This is a genomic window from Streptomyces sp. enrichment culture (assembly GCF_964272895.1).
Taxonomy (GTDB): Bacteria; Actinomycetota; Actinomycetes; order Streptomycetales; family Streptomycetaceae; genus Streptomyces.
In genome coordinates this window covers 5,519,241-5,535,660 of record NZ_OZ186832.1, presented here as the reverse complement: position 1 = coordinate 5,535,660, position 16,420 = coordinate 5,519,241, and the positions used below count along the sequence as shown (strand labels likewise).

The window sequence follows — 16,420 nt, the reverse complement described above, 5'->3', positions numbered from 1 at the left end:
CGGCCGGTGCCCTTCGAGGCACCGGCCGCCCTTCGGCGTCGTAGGACCGCTATTCGGCCGCCGCGATCAGCTCACGGCACTTCTGCACGTCCGCCGCCATCTGCTCCAGCAGACCCTCCAGCGAGTCGAACTTCGCCTGGCCGCGCACGAAGGCGAGGAAGTCGACGGCGACGTGCAGGCCGTAGAGGTCGAGGCCGACGCGGTCGATGGCGTACGCCTCGACCGTGCGCTCGGTGCCGTCGAACTGCGGGTTGGTGCCGACGGAGATCGCTGCCGGCATCGCCTCGCCCTGGGCGTGCAGCCAGCCCGCGTAGACGCCATCGGCGGGGATGGCGGTGTGCGGCAGGGTCTCGACGTTGGCCGTCGGGAAGCCCAGCTCGCGGCCGCGCTGGGCGCCGCGCACGACGACACCCTCGACGCGGTGCGGACGGCCCAGGATCTCGGCCGCGCCCTCGACATCGCCCTCGGCGACCAGGCGCCGGGTCAGCGTCGAGGAGAATGGCTCGCCGCCGCCCGCCGCGCCGCTGACGTACAGGTCGACGACCTCAACCTCGAAGTCGTACGTCTCCCCTTGCTCGGCGAGGAAGGCGACGTCACCGGCGGCCTTGTGGCCGAAGCGGAAGTTGGGGCCCTCGACGACCGCCTTGGCGTGCAGCTTGTCGACCAGCACCTTGGCGACGAAGTCGGCGGGCGACAGCTTGGAGAACTCGGTGGTGAAGGGGAGGATCAACACCGCGTCCACACCCAGCTCGGCGCAGAGTTCGGCGCGGCGGTGGTGCGGGGCGAGCAGCGGCGGGTGGCTGCCGGGGCGGACGACCTCGGAGGGGTGCGGGTCGAAGGTGACGACGACGCTGGGCACGCCGAGCTCGCGGGCGCGGTCCACGGCGTGCTTGATGATCAGTTGGTGACCGCGGTGGACTCCGTCGTAGGAGCCGATGGTGACGACGCTGCGCCCCCAGTCCTGGGGGATGTCCTCCAAGCCACGCCAGCGTTGCACTGTGACCGCTCCTCGAACCCGTGTCTGACTCATTACGGCTGTCTTATGCAGGTCTAAGGGTGCCATGCCGGGTGGCCGGTGCCCGCATCGGCGTCGGCGCTGTGACGGTTCGCACGTGACGGCACACGGTCACACGGGTACCGCCGCCCCCGCAAGGTTCTCGATCATGCGGCGGGTGCTGGGGCCGACCAACGCCGACCACTCCTGCGGGGAGTCGGCGAGCCAGCCGGTGACCCGGGCGGCGAAGCCGGGCAGATGGCGGCCGAGGTCGACCAGCGCGCGGTCGTAGCGGGTGGCGCCCTCCGGGGTGCGGACGAGGAGGAGGCCGACGCGGTGGACCAGATCGCGCAGGCCGTCGCCGCCGTGCGGGGCGGCGGCGCGCAGCAGGGCGTCGAGGACGGCCGGGTCGCGCTCGCGGTCGAGGAGGAACGCGCGCAGTTCGGCGCGCAGCGGGCCGGGGCCGGCGATCACCCCGGCGAGGCGGGCCCGTACCGGTTCGGGGCCGCCGTCCAGCAGCCCGGTGAGCAGGGGAAGCAGGACGGCCCGTGCCTCGGGGTGCTGGTCCAGGCGGCGGTCGGCGTACGCGGCGAAGTCCGCGGCGGTCTCCGGGCGCCGCTCGATCACGTCCCGCAGCAGCGCGGCGACCCGGTGGGCCAGCGCGGGGGTGGTGACGTCGGCGAGGGCGCGCAGGGCGGCGCCGGTCTCCGGCAGCGGGCTGTGCTCCGTCAGCCGTTCCCGGAATGCCTCCAGGACCGGTTCCGGGTGGGTGGCGAGCGCGGCGAGCAGGGCGCTCGGCGGCAGGTGGGGGTCGCCCGCGGTGAAGTGGCGCAGCGCCTGCGGGAGGTGGCGGGCGCGGGTGCGGGGGTCGCGGACGAGCAGGCCGAGCGCTCCGCCGTGCAGGGTGCGGTCGGTGGGGCGGGCGAGCAGCGCGAGGGCGGCGTAGGACAGGAGTTCGCGGTCGGCCTCGGTGCGGATGTGGGGTGCGGCGCGCAGGCCGTAGGTGACGGCGGCGACACGGCGGGCGGGACGTTCGTCGTGCGCCCACCGGTCGACGGCCCGGCACACCGCCGACGGCTCCTCCTCGGCCAGCACGGCGAGCAGTTCGTCGCCGCGCCGGTGCGCGCTGTCGACCAGGGCCTCGGTGAGGTCGTCCAGGGCGCGGTGCCGGTGGGTGTGCAGCAGCGCCTGCGCGGCCGTCGCCACGGTGGCGTGCGGGGTCGCGGGCAGCGGCCGCTCGTCGTGGAACCAGCGGGTCAGCTGCGGCTGTACGGCGGTGGGGTCGGCGGCGAGCAGCCGTGCGGCGGCGTCCAGGTACCGGTCGCGCGCGGGGTCGGTCTCGTGCGGGGCGGGGCCGGTCTCGTGCGGGAGGGGGCCGGTCTCGTGCGGGAGGGGGCCGGTCTCGTGCGGGAGGGGGCTGGTCCGGTGGAGGGCGGGGCCGGTCTCGTGCGGGGCGGGGTCGGCGAGGACGAGGCGGCGCAGCAGGTCGAGGCGGTCGGCGTGGGTCAGCGGGAGGGCGGTCCAGAAGGCGGGTGCGAACTCGCCGGGCACCGGCCGTCCTTGGCGCCGCCAGTCCACGATCGTCTCGGCGAGCAGCCGCAGCACCGGGGTGTACGGGGTGGCGTCCGGGACCCGGGTGAGGGTCTCGGCGAACAGCCGGGCGGCCCACCAGGACTGCGGATCGGCGTCCAGGGCGTGCGCCAACTCGGTGAGTTTGTCCGCGAGTCGGCCCGGCCCCTGCTGGCGGGCCACGAGCAGCAGCGCCTCCACGACGGGGCCGATGCGGTGGTGCGGGACCGGCACGGGGTGGGCGGTGTGCGGGGTGCGGCGGCGGTGGACCAGGGCGCGCAGGGCCTCGTCGAGGTCGAGGTGCATGCCCTGGATCCAGTCGGCGAGCTCCTCGTGGGCGAAGCGGTAGCCGCGGCCGGCGGGGACGAGCAGGCCCTCGGTGAGGACGGCGGAGGCCCAGCCGGTGCCGCCGCCGAGGCGGGCGGGGGCGGGGCCCCACGGGAACACGTCCTCGAAGGACTCCCGGTCCAGCTCGCCCTGGCCGGGTCCGAGGCTGCGGCGGGCGGCCTCGTGGACCTGGCCGGCGACGCGGGCGGCGAGGCGGCGCACCGCGGTGCCGCGCAGGCCGTTCTCGGCGGCGAGGCGGACGGCCACCCGCAGGCACATCAGGTCGAGGTGGGCGGAGAGGACGTCGTCGCGGTCGAGGCGGGGCAGGGGGGCGGGGAGTGCGGCGCGCACCTCGGAGAGGAGGCGCAGGGTGAGGGGGTGGCGGGCGTCCCGGTCGGTGAGGGCGTGGTCGGGGATGTGGTAGCGGGCGCGGGCTCGGCGGGCCTCTTCCTGGGTGAGGTCGTCCAGGTGCACGCAGGGCGTTCGGCGCCCGCCGCCCCCGCCCGTCGCGCAGGGGCCGCCGTGCCGGGTGCCCACCCCGTACAGCAGCTCCCGCGGGAACCGCGCCCCCGCCTCCTCCCAGTACTCCGCCCGGCAGGCCACCACCAGCCGCGTCCCGGTCCCGCGCAGCCACTCGGCCGTGCCCCGCGTCCACTCGGGCAGGCGGTGGGCGAGCACGGGCGGCATCTCCTCCGGGCCGTCGAGCAGCAGGAGCAGGGGGCGGTCGGCGGTGCGGGCCAGCCGGGCCAGGTTCTCGGGGGTGATGTCGCCGAGGTCGGCGGGCAGGGCGGGGTCGGAGGCGCGCAGGATGCGGGCGGCGCGGTTCAGGGCGCGCCGGGCCGCGTCGGCCACCGACACGTCCGCGTCCTCCAGGTCGGCGCCGCGCAGCCACAGGGTGGGGGCCGGTGCGGGGCCGTGGTGGCGGCGGGCGGCGAGGGCCGCGAGTTCTGTCGTACGGCCGCTGCCGGGGGCCCCGACGAGGCCCAGTACGGCGGCCGGGCCCTCGGTGAACGCGGTGAACTCGGCGACGACACCGGCCCGTTCGACGGGGGTCACGTCGGTGAGCAGGCCGGGCGGGCCGTCGGAGCCCACCGAGGTGGCGGTCAGTTCGAGGACGCCCCCGAGGTTGAGGTCGGTGCCGTAGGCGGGCACGGTCGCCGCGTTGCGGGCGAGGAGGTCGGCGAGGGGGCCGTCGGGGGCGGGGCACAGGGGGACGGCGAAGCCCGCGTCGCGGGGGCCGCACTGCAGGGCGGTGCCCAGCACGCCGATCACGGTGCCGGTGGCGGCGTCGAGCACGGGCCCGCCGGCCGCTCCCCCGCCCGGGCGCAGCGCGTCGCGCCCCGCGGTGCCGATGGCCAGCTCCAGCGCCCCGTCCAGGGCGTGGAAGCGGTCGGTCGCGGTGTAGGTGACGGCGGTGGTGCCGAGCACCCGTGCCTCGCGCCAGCATCCAGCGGCGATGCGCACATACGTCCCCGGCTCGACGCCGTCCCGCACCGTCACGGGCAGCGGGTCCACGCCGAGGCCCTCGGTGCGGACGAGGGCCAGGTCCAGCTCGGGCAGCGGTGTCACGGCGTCGGCGGCGATCACGCAGGAGTGCTCCGCCGCCGTCCGCAGGATCAGGCGGGGCAGGCCGTCGACGGCTTCGTGGCTGGTGAGGAGGGTGCCCTGGTGGTCGGCGAGGAACCCGACGCCCCGGGGGCGCCCGGCCAGGTCGTGGATGCGGATCAGCAGGTCGTCGCGGGCGGTGCCGGGGGGCGGGGGCGCGTGCGGCTCGTCGCCGTGGGGGCCGGTTTTGTGGGGGACACGGCCTTCGGCGTCGTGCGGCGGCCGCGCCCGGCCGGCGTAGGGCACCCGCTCTCGTGCCGCTCCCCCGTCCTGGCCGCCCTGCGCGCGCGGGGTCCCTGCCGTCATGGTCGAACCTCCCCGCCTCGCGCACGTGCCGTGAGGGCTCGGCGGCGCGCGCTCCCTCGCACGCGCGTGCCCTCTTCCCCGACGGTAGGCGGGCGGTGATCAGGGGGACAGATCGCGTGGTGAACGCGCCCCCTTGCACTCCCTCGGTTCACTCCGAGCGCCTGCCCGGACGGGTGAATGGACGGGGTCGGCTGGATAACCCTTAGGGGTGGGGGAACCGAGGGGGGACCGTGGAGCGGCGGCAGTGGATGCCCCGTGACGCCGCTCCACGGGCGGGCGGGTCCGGCGTCAGCCGAAGACCGCCACGCTCTTGGCCTTGCCCTTGTGCTGCTCGACGAGCGCCAGGAGGCGGCCCTCGGGACCGAACACGGCGACGGGGCCGGAGCCCGCGTACTCGTCGGGCATCTCCAGGCGGACGCCGTTGACCAGCAGCCGGGCCCGCCGGGCGTCGATGTCCCAGCGCGGGAACGCGGCCGCGGCGGCCTCGGCGATCGGCATCACCGTCAGCTCCTGCTGGAGCTGGTCCAGCGTCTTGGCCGCGTCCAGCTTGTACGGCCCGACGCGGGTGCGGCGCAGCGCGGTGAGGTGGCCGCCGACCCCGAGGTCGGCGCCCAGGTCGCGGGCGAGGGCGCGGATGTAGGTGCCGGAGGAGCAGGTCACCGAGACGACCAGGTCCAGCACGGCGGTGCCGTCCTCGGCGACGGCGTCGCGGACGTCGTACACCGTGAAGGCCGAGATGGTGACCGGGCGGGCCGGGATCTCGAAGTCCTCGCCCTCGCGCGCCCGCTTGTAGGAGCGCACGCCGTCGATCTTGATGGCGCTGACCTTGGACGGCACCTGCATGATGTCGCCGCTGAGCTTGGCGATGCCCGCGTCGATGGCGTCGCGGGTCACCTTCGAGGCGTCGGTCGACGCCGTGATCTCGCCCTCGGCGTCGTCGGTGACGGTGGTCTGGCCCAGGCGGATGGTGCCCAGGTACTCCTTCTCGGTCAGCGCGAGGTGCCCGAGGAGCTTGGTGGCCCGCTCCACGCCGAGGACGAGGACGCCCGTGGCCATCGGGTCGAGCGTGCCGGCGTGGCCGACGCGGCGGGTGCGGGCGATGCCGCGCATCTTGGCGACGACGTCGTGCGAAGTGAAGCCCGACGGCTTGTCGACGATGACGAGGCCGTCGGGCGTGGTGTGCTTCTGGGTCATTCGGCGGCGTCGTCCGTCTCGTCCTCGTCGCCCGGCTTGCGGTACGGGTCCGCCTCACCGGCGTACGCGGCGCCGGCCGAGACCTCACGGACCTTCGCGTCGGACTGGCGCGCCTTGTCGAGGAGGTCCTCGATGGTGCGGGCGGTGTCCGGCAGGGCGTCGGCGACGAAGGTCAGCGTCGGGGTGAACTTCACGCCCGCCGCCGCGCCGACCGCGCTGCGCAGCACGCCCTTGGCGCTCTCCAGACCGGCGGCGGCGGCCTTCCGGTCCTCCTCGTCCCCGTACACGGTGTAGAAGACGGTCGCCTCCCGCAGGTCCCCGGTGACCCGGGTGTCCGTGATGGTGACGTGCGAGCCGAGCCGCGGGTCCTTGATCCCGCGCTGCAGCTTCTGGGCCACCACCTCTCGGATGAGGTCCGCCAGCCTTTTAGCCCGCGCGTTGTCGGCCACTGGTCCGTCTCCTTAAAGTTTCTTGCTTCTTGCTTCAGTCTTCGTCGCTGTGGAGCCTGCGTCGAACCGAGAGCAGCTCCACCTCGGGCCGCCCGGCGACCAGCCGCTCGCAGCGGTCCAGTACGTCGCTGAGGTGCCCGGTGTCCCCCGAGACGAGCGCGAGCCCGATCTCGGCCCTGCGGTGGAGGTCCTGGTGGCCCGTCTCCGCCGCGCTCACTCCGTACTTGCGCTGGAGCTCGGCGACGATGGGACGGACCAGGGAGCGCTTCTCCTTGAGCGAGTGGACGTCGCCGAGGAGCAGATCGAAGGACAGAGTCCCCACATACATGTGTGTCCGGATGTCCCGCCGGTTCGGGGTACGGGCGCCGGGCTCAGAGTGCCGGCGCCGATACGGGAACCGTACACGCAACGGCCGGGGCCGATCGACGGAAATAATCTCCGCCGACCGGCCCCGGTCGCGTGTCAGGTCACGCGCGCGGCTTCTCGCGCATCTCGTACGTCGCGATGACGTCGTCGACCTTGATGTCGTTGAAGTTGCCGAGGTTGATACCGCCCTCGAAGCCTTCGCGGATCTCGGTGACGTCGTCCTTGAAGCGACGCAGGCCCTCGATGTTGAGGTTCTCCGCGACCACCTTGCCGTCGCGGATGAGGCGCGCCTTGGTGTTGCGTCGCACCTCGCCCGACCGGATGAGCACACCGGCGATGTTGCCCAGCTTGGACGACTTGAAGACCTCGCGGATCTCCGCCGTACCGAGCTCGACCTCTTCGTACTCCGGCTTGAGCATGCCCTTGAGGGCCGCCTCGATCTCCTCGATCGCCTGGTAGATGACCGAGTAGTACCGGACGTCCACGCCCTCGCGCTCGGCCATCTGCGCCGCGCGGCCGGCCGCGCGGACGTTGAAGCCGATCACGATGGCGTCCGAGCCCATCGCCAGGTCGATGTCGGACTCCGTGACCGCACCGACGCCGCGGTGCAGGACGCGGATGTCGACCTCTTCGCCGACGTCCAGCTGGAGCAGCGAGGACTCCAGGGCCTCGACCGAACCGGAAGCGTCACCCTTGATGATCAGGTTCAGCTGCTGGACCTCGCCGGCCTTGAGGACCTTGTCCAGGTCCTCCAGCGACACGCGGCGCGTGCGCTTGGCGAACGCGGCGTTGCGCTCGCGGGCGGCGCGCTTCTCGGCGATCTGACGGGCCGTACGGTCCTCGTCGACCACCAGGAAGTTGTCGCCCGCACCCGGGACGTTGGTCAGGCCCAGGACCTGGACCGGCGTCGACGGGCCGGCCTCGGCGACGTTGTTGCCGTTGTCGTCGAGCATGGCGCGCACGCGACCGTAGGCGTCGCCCACGACCATCGTGTCGCCGACCCGCAGCGTGCCTCGCTGGACGAGGACCGTCGCCACGGCACCGCGGCCGCGGTCGAGACGGGACTCGATCGAGATGCCCTGCGCGTCCTGGTTCGGGTTGGCCCGCAGGTCGAGCGAGGCGTCGGCCGTCAGGATCACGGCCTCCAGCAGCGAGTCGATGTGCAGACCCTGCTTGGCGGAGATGTCGACGAACATGGTGTCGCCGCCGTACTCCTCGGCCACCAGGCCGTACTCGGTCAGCTGACCGCGCACCTTGGTCGGGTCGGCACCCTCGACGTCGATCTTGTTGACCGCGACCACGATCGGCACGTCGGCCGCCTTGGCGTGGTTGAGCGCCTCGACCGTCTGCGGCATGACGCCGTCGTTGGCCGCGACGACCAGGATCGCGATGTCGGTCGACTTCGCACCACGGGCACGCATGGCGGTGAACGCCTCGTGACCCGGGGTGTCGATGAAGGTGATCTTGCGCTCTTCGTCGTTGACCTGGGTCGCGACCTGGTAGGCACCGATGTGCTGGGTGATGCCGCCGGCCTCGCCCGCGATGACGTTGGTCTTGCGGATGGCGTCGAGCAGTCGGGTCTTTCCGTGGTCGACGTGACCCATGACGGTGACGACCGGCGGGCGGACCACCAGGTCCTCCTCGTCGCCCTCGTCCTCGCCGAACTCGATGTCGAAGGACTCGAGCAGCTCGCGGTCCTCCTCCTCGGGGCTGACGATCTGAACCGTGTAGTTCATCTCGTCGGCGAGGAGCTGGAGGGTCTCGTCGGAGACGGACTGGGTCGCGGTGACCATCTCGCCGAGGTTCATCATGACCGCGACGAGCGACGCCGGGTTGGCGTTGATCTTCTCCGCGAAGTCGGTGAGCGACGCGCCGCGGGAGAGACGGATGGTCTCGCCGTTGCCGCGCGGCAGCATCACGCCGCCGACGCTCGGGGCCTGCATGGCCTCGTACTCCTGGCGCCTCTGCCGCTTCGACTTGCGGCCGCGACGCGCGGGACCACCGGGACGGCCGAAGGCGCCCTGCGTGCCACCACGGCCACCCGGACCACCGGGACGACCGCCGAAGCCGGGACGGCCACCGCCGCCACCGCCGGGACCACCGGGACGGCCGCCGAAGCCGCCGCCACCGCCACCGGGACCCGCGGGACGACCGGCGAAGCCGCCGCCGCCACCCGGACGGCCGGCGAAGCCGCCGCCACCCGGACGACCGCCGCCGCCACCACCGGGACGACCGCCGCCACCGGGACCGCGGCCACCGGGGCCGCCGCCGGGACGCGGGCCCGCAGCGGGACGCTGCGGCATCATGCCGGGGTTGGGACGCGGGCCGCCGGGGCCGCCACCGGGACGGGGACCGCCCTGCGGACGCGGCATCGAGCCCGGGGTCGGACGCGCGCCGCCCGGAGCCTGCGGACGAGGACCGCCGCCCTGGGCGCCGGGCGCCTGCGGACGGGGACCGGCGCCGGGGGCACCGGGACCACCCGGACGCGGGGCACCCTGCGGACGCGGGGCCTGCGGACGGGCCATACCGGCGTTGCCACCGGAGGTGAAGGGGTTGTTGCCCGGACGCGGACCGGCCGGACGGGCGCCACCGGGACGCGGGGCCTGGCCGCCGGGACGGCGGTCACCCTGCCCCGGACGGGGCGCCTGGCCCTGACCGGCGGAGCCGGGACGAGCGCCACCGGGCTTCGGGGCACCGGGACGGGCCGCGGGACGCGGCGCCTGGGCGGCGGCCGGAGCCTGAGCGGCGGGGGCGGCCGGGGCGGACGGCGGAGCGGTGAACTCCGGGGCCGCGGGGGCCGGACGCGGCGCGGGCTTCGGGCCCGGCGTCGGACGCGGGCCGGGGGCCGGCGCCTGGGCGGCCGGAGCCGCCGGGGCCGCGGGCTGGGCCGCAGCGGGCTTGGGGGCCGGCGGCTTCGGGGCAGCCGGACGTGCCGCCTGCGCCGGGGACGGCGCGGGGGCGGGCTTGGGGGCGGCCTTCTTGGGGGCGGGCTTGCCGCCGCCCTGGAAGGCGTCAGTCAGTTTGCGTACAACGGGCGCCTCGATCGTCGAGGATGCCGATCGGACGAATTCACCGAGTTCCTGGAGCTTGGCCATGACGACCTTGCTCTCCACACCGAACTCCTTGGCGAGTTCGTATACCCGGACCTTAGCCACTTCGCTCCTTTGAGGTCCGGGTTGCGGCCGGACCGTCGCTAGTTCATGGGCGTACTCATCGCGTACTCATCGAGTGCTCATCGCAATCTCGACCTGCTTTCGACTCGCGAGGTACCAGGGCCGCACGGGGGGTTCCGTACGGCACGTCTTACGGTGTTGCCTGTTCGGCAACTGTCGTCTGCTCGACGTATCGGCGCAACGCCTTTGTGTCGAGCGCTCCCGGGGCGCGCAGTGCCCGCGTGAACGCCCGGCGGCGTACCGCCTGGTCCAGACAGACGAGGGCGGGGTGCACATAAGCACCCCGGCCGGGCAGCGTACCGCGTGGATCGGGGACGCACTCGTCCTTGATCGCCACGATGCGCAGCAGACCTGTCTTGGCCGTCCGTTCCCGACACCCCACACAGGTGCGTTCAGGGCATGCTCGGGCGTGCGTCCGGCCAGACACAGTTAAGTCTACCTCCCCGTGCCGACCTCACCCTTTTGGGGCAAGAATCGAACGGCTGTTGTCGTGATCTAAGCGACAGACGGCTGGGATCTATTCCCGGCCGGTCTGCTCCGCGGGCTGCTCGGTGTCCGGACGGATGTCGATCCGCCAGCCGGTGAGCCGGGCGGCGAGGCGGGCGTTCTGCCCTTCCTTGCCGATCGCCAGGGACAGCTGGTAGTCCGGCACGGTCACCCGCGCGGAGCGGGCCGCCATGTCCACGACCTCGACCTTGGAGACCCGGGCCGGGGACAGGGCGTTCGCCACCATCTCCGCGGGGTCGTCCGACCAGTCGACGATGTCGATCTTCTCGCCGTTCAGCTCGCCCATGACGTTGCGCACCCGGCCGCCCATGGGGCCGATGCAGGCGCCCTTGGCGTTCAGGCCCGAACGGGTGGACCGTACGGCGATCTTGGTGCGGTGACCGGCCTCCCGCGCGATGGCGGCGATCTCCACCGAGCCGTCGGCGATCTCCGGCACCTCCAGGGCGAAGAGCTTCTTCACCAGATTGGGGTGGGTGCGCGAGAGGGTGACGGACGGACCGCGCACGCCCTTCGCCACCCGGACGACGTACGACCGCAGCCGCATGCCGTGCGGGTAGGTCTCGCCCGGCACCTGCTCCTGCACCGGCAGGATGGCCTCCAGCTTGCCGATGTCGACCAGCACGTTCTTCGGGTCGCGGCCCTGCTGGACCACACCGGTGACGATGTCGCCCTCGCGGCCGGCGTACTCGCCGAGCGTCGCGTCGTCCTCGGCGTCGCGCAGCCGCTGCAGGATCACCTGCTTGGCGGTGGTGGCGGCGATACGGCCGAAGCCGGACGGGGTGTCGTCGAACTCGCGGGCCTCCTGGCCCGGCTCCAGGTCCTCGGGGTCCTCCTTCGCCCACACGGTCACATGCCCGGTCTCCCGGTTGAGCTCCACGCGCGCGTGTCGGCGGCTTCCCTCGGTGCGGTGGTAGGCGATGAGGAGGGCCGACTCGATCGCCTCGACCAGCAGGTCGAAGGAGATCTCCTTCTCCCTGACCAAGCCCCGCAGGGCGCTCATGTCGATGTCCACGGCTACGCCTCCTCCTCTTCCTTCATGTCCTTCTTGTCCTTGCGATTGAACTCGACCTGGACGCGCGCCTTGGCGATCTCCGCGAAAGCGAGTCGGCGCGTCGTGGCCTTGCGGCCCTTCACTCCGGGGACCTCGACGTCCAGACCCTCGTCGTCCACCTGGAGGATCCTGGCGATCAGCTCGCCGCCCTCCGCCAGCTGGAACTTCACGAGCCGGTCGGTGGCGCGCACGAAGTGACGGTGCTCGGTGAGGGGGCGCTCCGCGCCGGGGGTGCCGACCTCCAGGTCGTAGGGCGCGTCACCCATCGCGTTGGTCTCGTCCAGCTTCGCCGAGAGCGCGCGGCTCACATCGGCGACGGCGTCCAGATCGGCGCCGGTGTCCGAGTCGACGACCACACGGAGCACACGCTTGCGTCCGACGGATTCCACCGCGATCTCTTCGAGGTCCAGGCCCTGGGAGGTGACGAGGGGCTCCAGAAGTTCTCGCAGCCTCTCGCTCTGGGTGGTGCTCATCCGGGTGACTCCTCGGCCGCGTGTGCTGTTGTGGGTGGGTCGCGTGTCTGGTCAAAGGGTATCCGGTCACGGGGTGTGTTGCCGTCCACGGGTGCCCACCGGGTGGGGTGGCTCCGGTCGCCGGGCGGCTGCGGGTCGTGGGGGTCTCGTGCCCAGGCGGCGGAGCCGCACACCGATACGGCCCCGCGCCGCCGGGTGGGTTCACTGAGCCGGTGACATGAGTACCGGGTCGTCGCGGGTACCGTGATCACGTCCGGTCGTACGAATCCCCGAGGTCCACTGCCGTGTCGTTCTCTCCGTCGCCGCGCGTCCCCTCGGGGGCCCGCAGAAGGACCCTGCTCGCCTCCGCCGCGGGAGGTGTCCTGCTCGCCGGGTGCAGTTCCGAGGAGGACGGGAACGAGGCCGCCGGAGGGAGTCCGGCGCTCGGTGAGCGGGTGCGGGTGCGGGCGGCTCGGGACAGCGCGGGGCTCGTCGAGCGGTACGACGCGGTGATCGCCGCCCATCCGGCGCTGGCGGAGCGGCTGGGGCCGCTGCGCGAGGAGACCGTGCGGCACGCGGCGGCCTTCGGCGGCGTACGGAAGTCCGCGCGGCCCTCCTCGGCGCCGCCCTCGCCCCCCGCGGTGACCACCCCGAAGGACGCGCTGGCCGGGCTGGCCGCGGCCGAGCGGGCGCTGGCCGACCGGCGGGCCCAGGATCTGCTCGGGGTGCCCGGGGAGCTGGCGCGGCTGCTGGCGTCGGTGGCCGCCGCGGGGGCCGCGCACGCGTATCTGCTGGCCCAGGTGGAGACGGAGGGCGGGGCATGAGCAAGAAGGACGAGCTGACGGCACTCCAGGCGGCGCTGGCCGCCGAGCACGCGGCGGTGTACGGGTACGGGGTCGTCGGCGGGCGGATCCGCGAGGAGCGGCGCACCGAGGCACGGCAGGGCTACGACGCCCATCGGGCCCGGCGGGACGCGCTGGTGCGCGAGGTGCGGGACCTGGGCGGGGAGCCGGTCGCGGCGGCGGCCGGGTACGCGCTGCCGTTCCCGGTGACCGACTCGGACACGGCCCGGCGGCTCGCCGCCGAACTGGAGGAGCGCGTGGCCGGGGTCTACTCCGATCTCGTACGGGCGTCCGCCGGGCGGACGCGGGCCGCGGCCGCCGAGGCGCTGCGGGAGGCCGCGGTGCGGGCGGTGCGGTGGCGCGGCGGGAGCGTAGCCTTCCCTGGGCTCGCCGAGAGGTCCTTCGGGGCCGCCGCGGCGCCTACGGGGTGACACGTACGGGAAAGGACAACTCGCGCATGGCTTTCGAACCGCCGCGGCGTCTTCTCAGGGCGCTCGGTGAGAGCGCGCCCGACGGTGACGACTGGCTGGAGAAGCTCCCCGCGACGCTCCAGGAGGCCGTCGCCCTGCACGAGTTGACCGTGGAGCGGGTGCAGGTGCCCGGCGGTCGCAGCAGCCTGGTGGTGCTGGTGCGGCGGGCCGACGGCACCCCCGCGGTGCTCAAGCTGGCCCCGCCGCGGGCCCGTCCGGAGAGCGAGCGCGCCGCGCTGGCGCACTGGGGTGGCCGGGGCGCCGTACAGCTGCTGGCCGGCGGGGCGCAGGGCGCGCTGCTGCTGGAGCGGCTGCACCCCGATGTCTCGGTGCGGTCGCTGCCGGAGGCGAAGGCGCTGCTGGAGGCCGCGGGGACGCTGCGCAGGCTGTGGGTGCAGCCGCCCGAGGGGCATGTCTTCGAGACCGTCGCCGAGCGGACCGGGCGGCAGGCGCGGGCCATGCGGGCGAGCGCGGACACGGACGCCGAGCTGGTGCCGCTGGTCGACGCGGCGCTCGCGGTGCGCGAGGAGCTGCTGGCGGACGCGCCGGAACACCGGCTGCTGCACGGCACGTTCCGGCAGTCCAAGGTGCTCGCGGGCGAGCGGATGCCGTGGCTGGCCGTGGGGCCCGATCCGGTCGTCGGCGAGTGCGCGTTCGACCTGGCCCGGCTGGTCCGGGACCGGGTGGAAGACCTCATCGCCCAGCCGTCGGGGGCCGCGACGACCCGGCGGCGGGTCAAGCGGCTCGCGGAGTCGCTGGACGTGGACCAGGAGCGGCTGCGCGGCTGGACCCTGTTCCGGGCCGTGGAGTCCGGGGTGCGGGCACGCAGGGTCGGACGGCCGCAGGACGCGGAGCTGCTGCTGGAGTTCGCGAGCTGGCTCTGATCCGGAGCGTCAGCGACTCCGGGCGAGCCGGGGTCCGGACGTCAGCGAGCTGGGCTCGGGGCGTTCACGAGCCGGGGTCCGGACGTTCGCGAGCGAGGCTCCGGGGGAACGCGAGCCGGGCTCGGGGCAGTCACCAGCCTGGGCCGGACGTCGGCGAGCCAGGCTCCCGGCGTACGCGAACCAGGCTCGGGGCAGTCACCAGCCGGAGCCGGACGTCAGCGAGCTGAGCTCGGGGCGTTCACGAGCCGGGGTCCGGACGTTCGCGAGCGAGGCTCCGGGGGAACGCGAGCCGGGCTCGGGGCAGTCACCAGCCTGGGCCGGACGTCGGCGAGCCAGGCTCCCGGCGTACGCGAACCGGGCTCGGGGCAGTCACCAGCCTGGGCCGGACGTTGGCGAGCCGGTTCCGGGGGTTTTCGAGTCCGCCCCGGACGGGAAAGGTGCGGGTCCCTCGGGGGGAACCCCGGAGGACCCGCACCTTCGTGTCCTAGGCGGTCAGGCGCGCCACGGCCTCCTCGACCGTCAGCTCCTCGCGCTCGCCGGTCCTGCGGTCCTTGAGCTCGACGACGCCTTCGCCGGCGCGGCGGCCCGCGACCAGGATCTTGGGGACGCCGATCAGCTCGGAGTCGGTGAACTTCACGCCCGGGGAGACGCCGGCCCGGTCGTCGACGAGGACCCGCAGGCCCGCCGCGGCGAGCTTGTCGGAGACGTCGAGGGCCAGCTCGGTCTGCAGGGCCTTGCCGGCGGCGACGACGTGGACGTCGGCCGGGGCGACCTCGGCGGGCCAGCACAGGCCCTTGTCGTCGGCGGTCTGCTCGGCGAGGGCGGCGACGGCACGGGAGACGCCGATGCCGTAGGAGCCCATGGTGACGCGGACGGGCTTGCCGTTCTGGCCGAGGACGTCCAGCTTGAGGGCGTCGGTGTACTTGCGGCCCAGCTGGAAGATGTGGCCGATCTCGATGGCGCGGTCCAGCTTCAGCCCGGTGCCGCACTTCGGGCAGGGGTCGCCCTCCTGCACGACCACGACGTCGACGTACTCGTCGACCTCGAAGTCACGGCCCGCCACCACGTTCTTGGTGTGGGTGTTGTCCTTGTTGGCGCCGGTGATCCACGCGGTGCCGGGGGCCACGCGCGGGTCGGCGATGTACTTCACCTTCTCCAGGCCCTGCGGGCCGACGTAGCCGCGGACCAGGTCGCGGCGCTCGGCGAAGTCGGCCTCAGTGACCATCTCGACGGCGGCCGGGGCGAAGTGGGCCTCGACCTTGTCCATGTCGACCTCGCGGTCGCCGGGCACGCCGACGGCGACGATCTCGCCGTCCACCTTCACCAGGAGGTTCTTCAGCGTGGCGGAGGCCGGCACGCCGAGGGAGGCGGCCAGGGTCTCGATGGTCGGGGTGTCGGGGGTGGGGATGTCCTCGGCGGCGGGCACGGCCGAGCCGTCGACCGGCTTCAGCTCGTAGGTGATCGCCTCGGTGTTCGCCGCGAAGTCGCAGTTCGGGCAGTCGGCGAAGGTGTCCTCGCCGGCCTCGGCCGGGGCCAGGAACTCCTCCGACTTCGAGCCGCCCATCGCGCCGGCGGTGGCGGCGCAGATGCGGTAGTCGAGGCCCAGGCGCTCGAAGACACGCTGGTACGCCTCGCGGTGCAGGGCGTAGGACTTCGCCAGGCCCTCGTCCTCCAGGTCGAAGGAGTAGGAGTCCTTCATCAGGAACTCGCGGCCGCGCAGGATGCCGGCGCGGGGACGGGCCTCGTCGCGGAACTTCGTCTGGATCTGGTACAGGATGACCGGCAGGTCCTTGTAGGACGAGCACTGGTCCTTGACCAGGAGGGTGAAGATCTCCTCGTGGGTGGGGCCGAGCAGGTAGTCGCCGCCCTTGCGGTCCTGGAGGCGGAACAGCTCGGCGCCGTACTCGTCCCAGCGGCCCGTCGCCTCGTACGGCTCGCGCGGGAGCAGCGCGGGAAGGGAGACCTCCTGGGCGCCGATGGCGTCCATCTCCTCGCGGACGATGCGCTCGACGTTGGCGAGGACCTTCTTGCCGAGGGGCAGCCAGCTCCAGATGCCGGCGGCGGTGCGGCGGACGTAGCCGGCGCGCACGAGGAGCTTGTGGCTGAGGACCTCGGCGTCCGCCGGGTCGTCGCGCAGCGTCTTCGCCATCAACTGGGACATGCGCTGGACCGGTGCGTTGGCCATGGTTCTCGTACTCCTGCCGGTGTGAGGTGATGGCTAGGAGGTTAGC

The 16,420-nt window shown here is 73.7% G+C and carries 13 protein-coding genes; 3 read left to right on the top strand and 10 right to left on the bottom strand.

Annotated elements, in window-relative coordinates:
* Nucleotides 1-49 precede the first annotated feature (49 nt).
* The 9 genes from ACSU6M_RS25065 to rimP all read right to left on the bottom strand — a co-directional run bounded on the left by ACSU6M_RS25065 (nucleotide 50) and on the right by rimP (nucleotide 12,014).
* Nucleotides 50-997, bottom strand: coding sequence for a bifunctional riboflavin kinase/FAD synthetase (locus tag ACSU6M_RS25065; RefSeq protein WP_437072476.1), 948 nt, complete (start codon nucleotides 995-997; stop codon nucleotides 50-52).
* 129 nt (nucleotides 998-1,126) lie between these two features.
* Nucleotides 1,127-4,801 carry a trypsin-like peptidase domain-containing protein gene (locus ACSU6M_RS25060; protein ID WP_437072474.1) on the bottom strand — a complete coding sequence of 1,225 codons (3,675 nt, stop codon included), beginning with the start codon at nucleotides 4,799-4,801 and terminating at the stop codon, nucleotides 1,127-1,129.
* 288 nt (nucleotides 4,802-5,089) lie between these two features.
* On the bottom strand, nucleotides 5,090-5,995 hold the full coding sequence (gene truB / locus ACSU6M_RS25055) for a tRNA pseudouridine(55) synthase TruB (protein ID WP_437072473.1): 906 nt from the start codon (nucleotides 5,993-5,995) through the stop codon (nucleotides 5,090-5,092).
* The gene (gene rbfA / locus ACSU6M_RS25050) at nucleotides 5,992-6,444 is read right to left on the bottom strand and encodes a 30S ribosome-binding factor RbfA (RefSeq protein WP_437072471.1); all 453 of its coding nucleotides are present in this window, start codon (nucleotides 6,442-6,444) and stop codon (nucleotides 5,992-5,994) included. Before rbfA ends, truB begins: the two co-directional genes overlap by 4 nt.
* A gap of 34 nt (nucleotides 6,445-6,478) precedes the next feature.
* Nucleotides 6,479-6,772, bottom strand: a complete 294-nt coding sequence (locus ACSU6M_RS25045) for a DUF503 domain-containing protein (protein ID WP_399652029.1) — start codon at nucleotides 6,770-6,772, stop codon at nucleotides 6,479-6,481.
* 139 nt (nucleotides 6,773-6,911) lie between these two features.
* Nucleotides 6,912-9,965 (bottom strand): translation initiation factor IF-2, encoded by a 3,054-nt coding sequence (gene infB, locus ACSU6M_RS25040; protein ID WP_437072469.1) that lies wholly within the window; start codon nucleotides 9,963-9,965, stop codon nucleotides 6,912-6,914.
* Nucleotides 9,966-10,113: 148 nt separating this feature from the next.
* Entirely contained in the window at nucleotides 10,114-10,410 is a 297-nt protein-coding gene (locus tag ACSU6M_RS25035) for a YlxR family protein (protein WP_437072468.1), read from the bottom strand.
* A gap of 90 nt (nucleotides 10,411-10,500) precedes the next feature.
* A complete protein-coding gene (gene nusA, locus ACSU6M_RS25030; RefSeq protein ID WP_437072466.1) occupies nucleotides 10,501-11,502 on the bottom strand; it encodes a transcription termination factor NusA in 1,002 nt (333 codons plus the stop codon).
* Between the two features lie 2 nt (nucleotides 11,503-11,504).
* Nucleotides 11,505-12,014 (bottom strand): ribosome maturation factor RimP, encoded by a 510-nt coding sequence (gene rimP, locus ACSU6M_RS25025; protein WP_437072465.1) that lies wholly within the window; start codon nucleotides 12,012-12,014, stop codon nucleotides 11,505-11,507.
* Nucleotides 12,015-12,298: 284 nt separating this feature from the next.
* Between rimP and ACSU6M_RS25020 the strand changes: the two genes are divergently transcribed.
* Genes ACSU6M_RS25020 through ACSU6M_RS25010 form a run of 3 tightly spaced genes read left to right on the top strand, consistent with a single transcriptional unit; the run spans nucleotide 12,299 to nucleotide 14,189 of the window.
* A complete protein-coding gene (locus tag ACSU6M_RS25020) occupies nucleotides 12,299-12,817 on the top strand; it encodes a hypothetical protein (RefSeq protein ID WP_437072463.1) in 519 nt (172 codons plus the stop codon).
* Nucleotides 12,814-13,266, top strand: a complete 453-nt coding sequence (locus ACSU6M_RS25015) for a ferritin-like domain-containing protein (protein WP_437072462.1) — start codon at nucleotides 12,814-12,816, stop codon at nucleotides 13,264-13,266. Before ACSU6M_RS25020 ends, ACSU6M_RS25015 begins: the two co-directional genes overlap by 4 nt.
* 26 nt (nucleotides 13,267-13,292) lie before the next feature.
* The gene (locus tag ACSU6M_RS25010; RefSeq protein WP_437072460.1) at nucleotides 13,293-14,189 is read left to right on the top strand and encodes an aminoglycoside phosphotransferase family protein; all 897 of its coding nucleotides are present in this window, start codon (nucleotides 13,293-13,295) and stop codon (nucleotides 14,187-14,189) included.
* 484 nt (nucleotides 14,190-14,673) lie between these two features.
* Here the strand turns inward: ACSU6M_RS25010 and ACSU6M_RS25005 are convergent, their stop codons facing one another.
* Nucleotides 14,674-16,374 carry a proline--tRNA ligase gene (locus tag ACSU6M_RS25005; RefSeq protein ID WP_437072459.1) on the bottom strand — a complete coding sequence of 567 codons (1,701 nt, stop codon included), beginning with the start codon at nucleotides 16,372-16,374 and terminating at the stop codon, nucleotides 14,674-14,676.
* Between the last annotated feature and the right edge of the window lie 46 nt (nucleotides 16,375-16,420).

Excerpts from the sequence above, each read along its gene's own strand:
- ACSU6M_RS25060 (WP_437072474.1), bottom strand. The coding sequence starts at position 4,801 with ATGACGGCAGGGACCCCGCGCGCGCAGGGCGGCCAGGACGGGGGAGCG.
- ACSU6M_RS25005 (WP_437072459.1), bottom strand. The coding sequence starts at position 16,374 with ATGGCCAACGCACCGGTCCAGCGCATGTCCCAGTTGATGGCGAAGACG.
- ACSU6M_RS25010 (WP_437072460.1), top strand. The coding sequence starts at position 13,293 with ATGGCTTTCGAACCGCCGCGGCGTCTTCTCAGGGCGCTCGGTGAGAGC.
- truB (WP_437072473.1), bottom strand. The coding sequence starts at position 5,995 with ATGACCCAGAAGCACACCACGCCCGACGGCCTCGTCATCGTCGACAAG.
- ACSU6M_RS25045 (WP_399652029.1), bottom strand. The coding sequence starts at position 6,772 with ATGTATGTGGGGACTCTGTCCTTCGATCTGCTCCTCGGCGACGTCCAC.
- ACSU6M_RS25015 (WP_437072462.1), top strand. The coding sequence starts at position 12,814 with ATGAGCAAGAAGGACGAGCTGACGGCACTCCAGGCGGCGCTGGCCGCC.
- rimP (WP_437072465.1), bottom strand. The coding sequence starts at position 12,014 with ATGAGCACCACCCAGAGCGAGAGGCTGCGAGAACTTCTGGAGCCCCTC.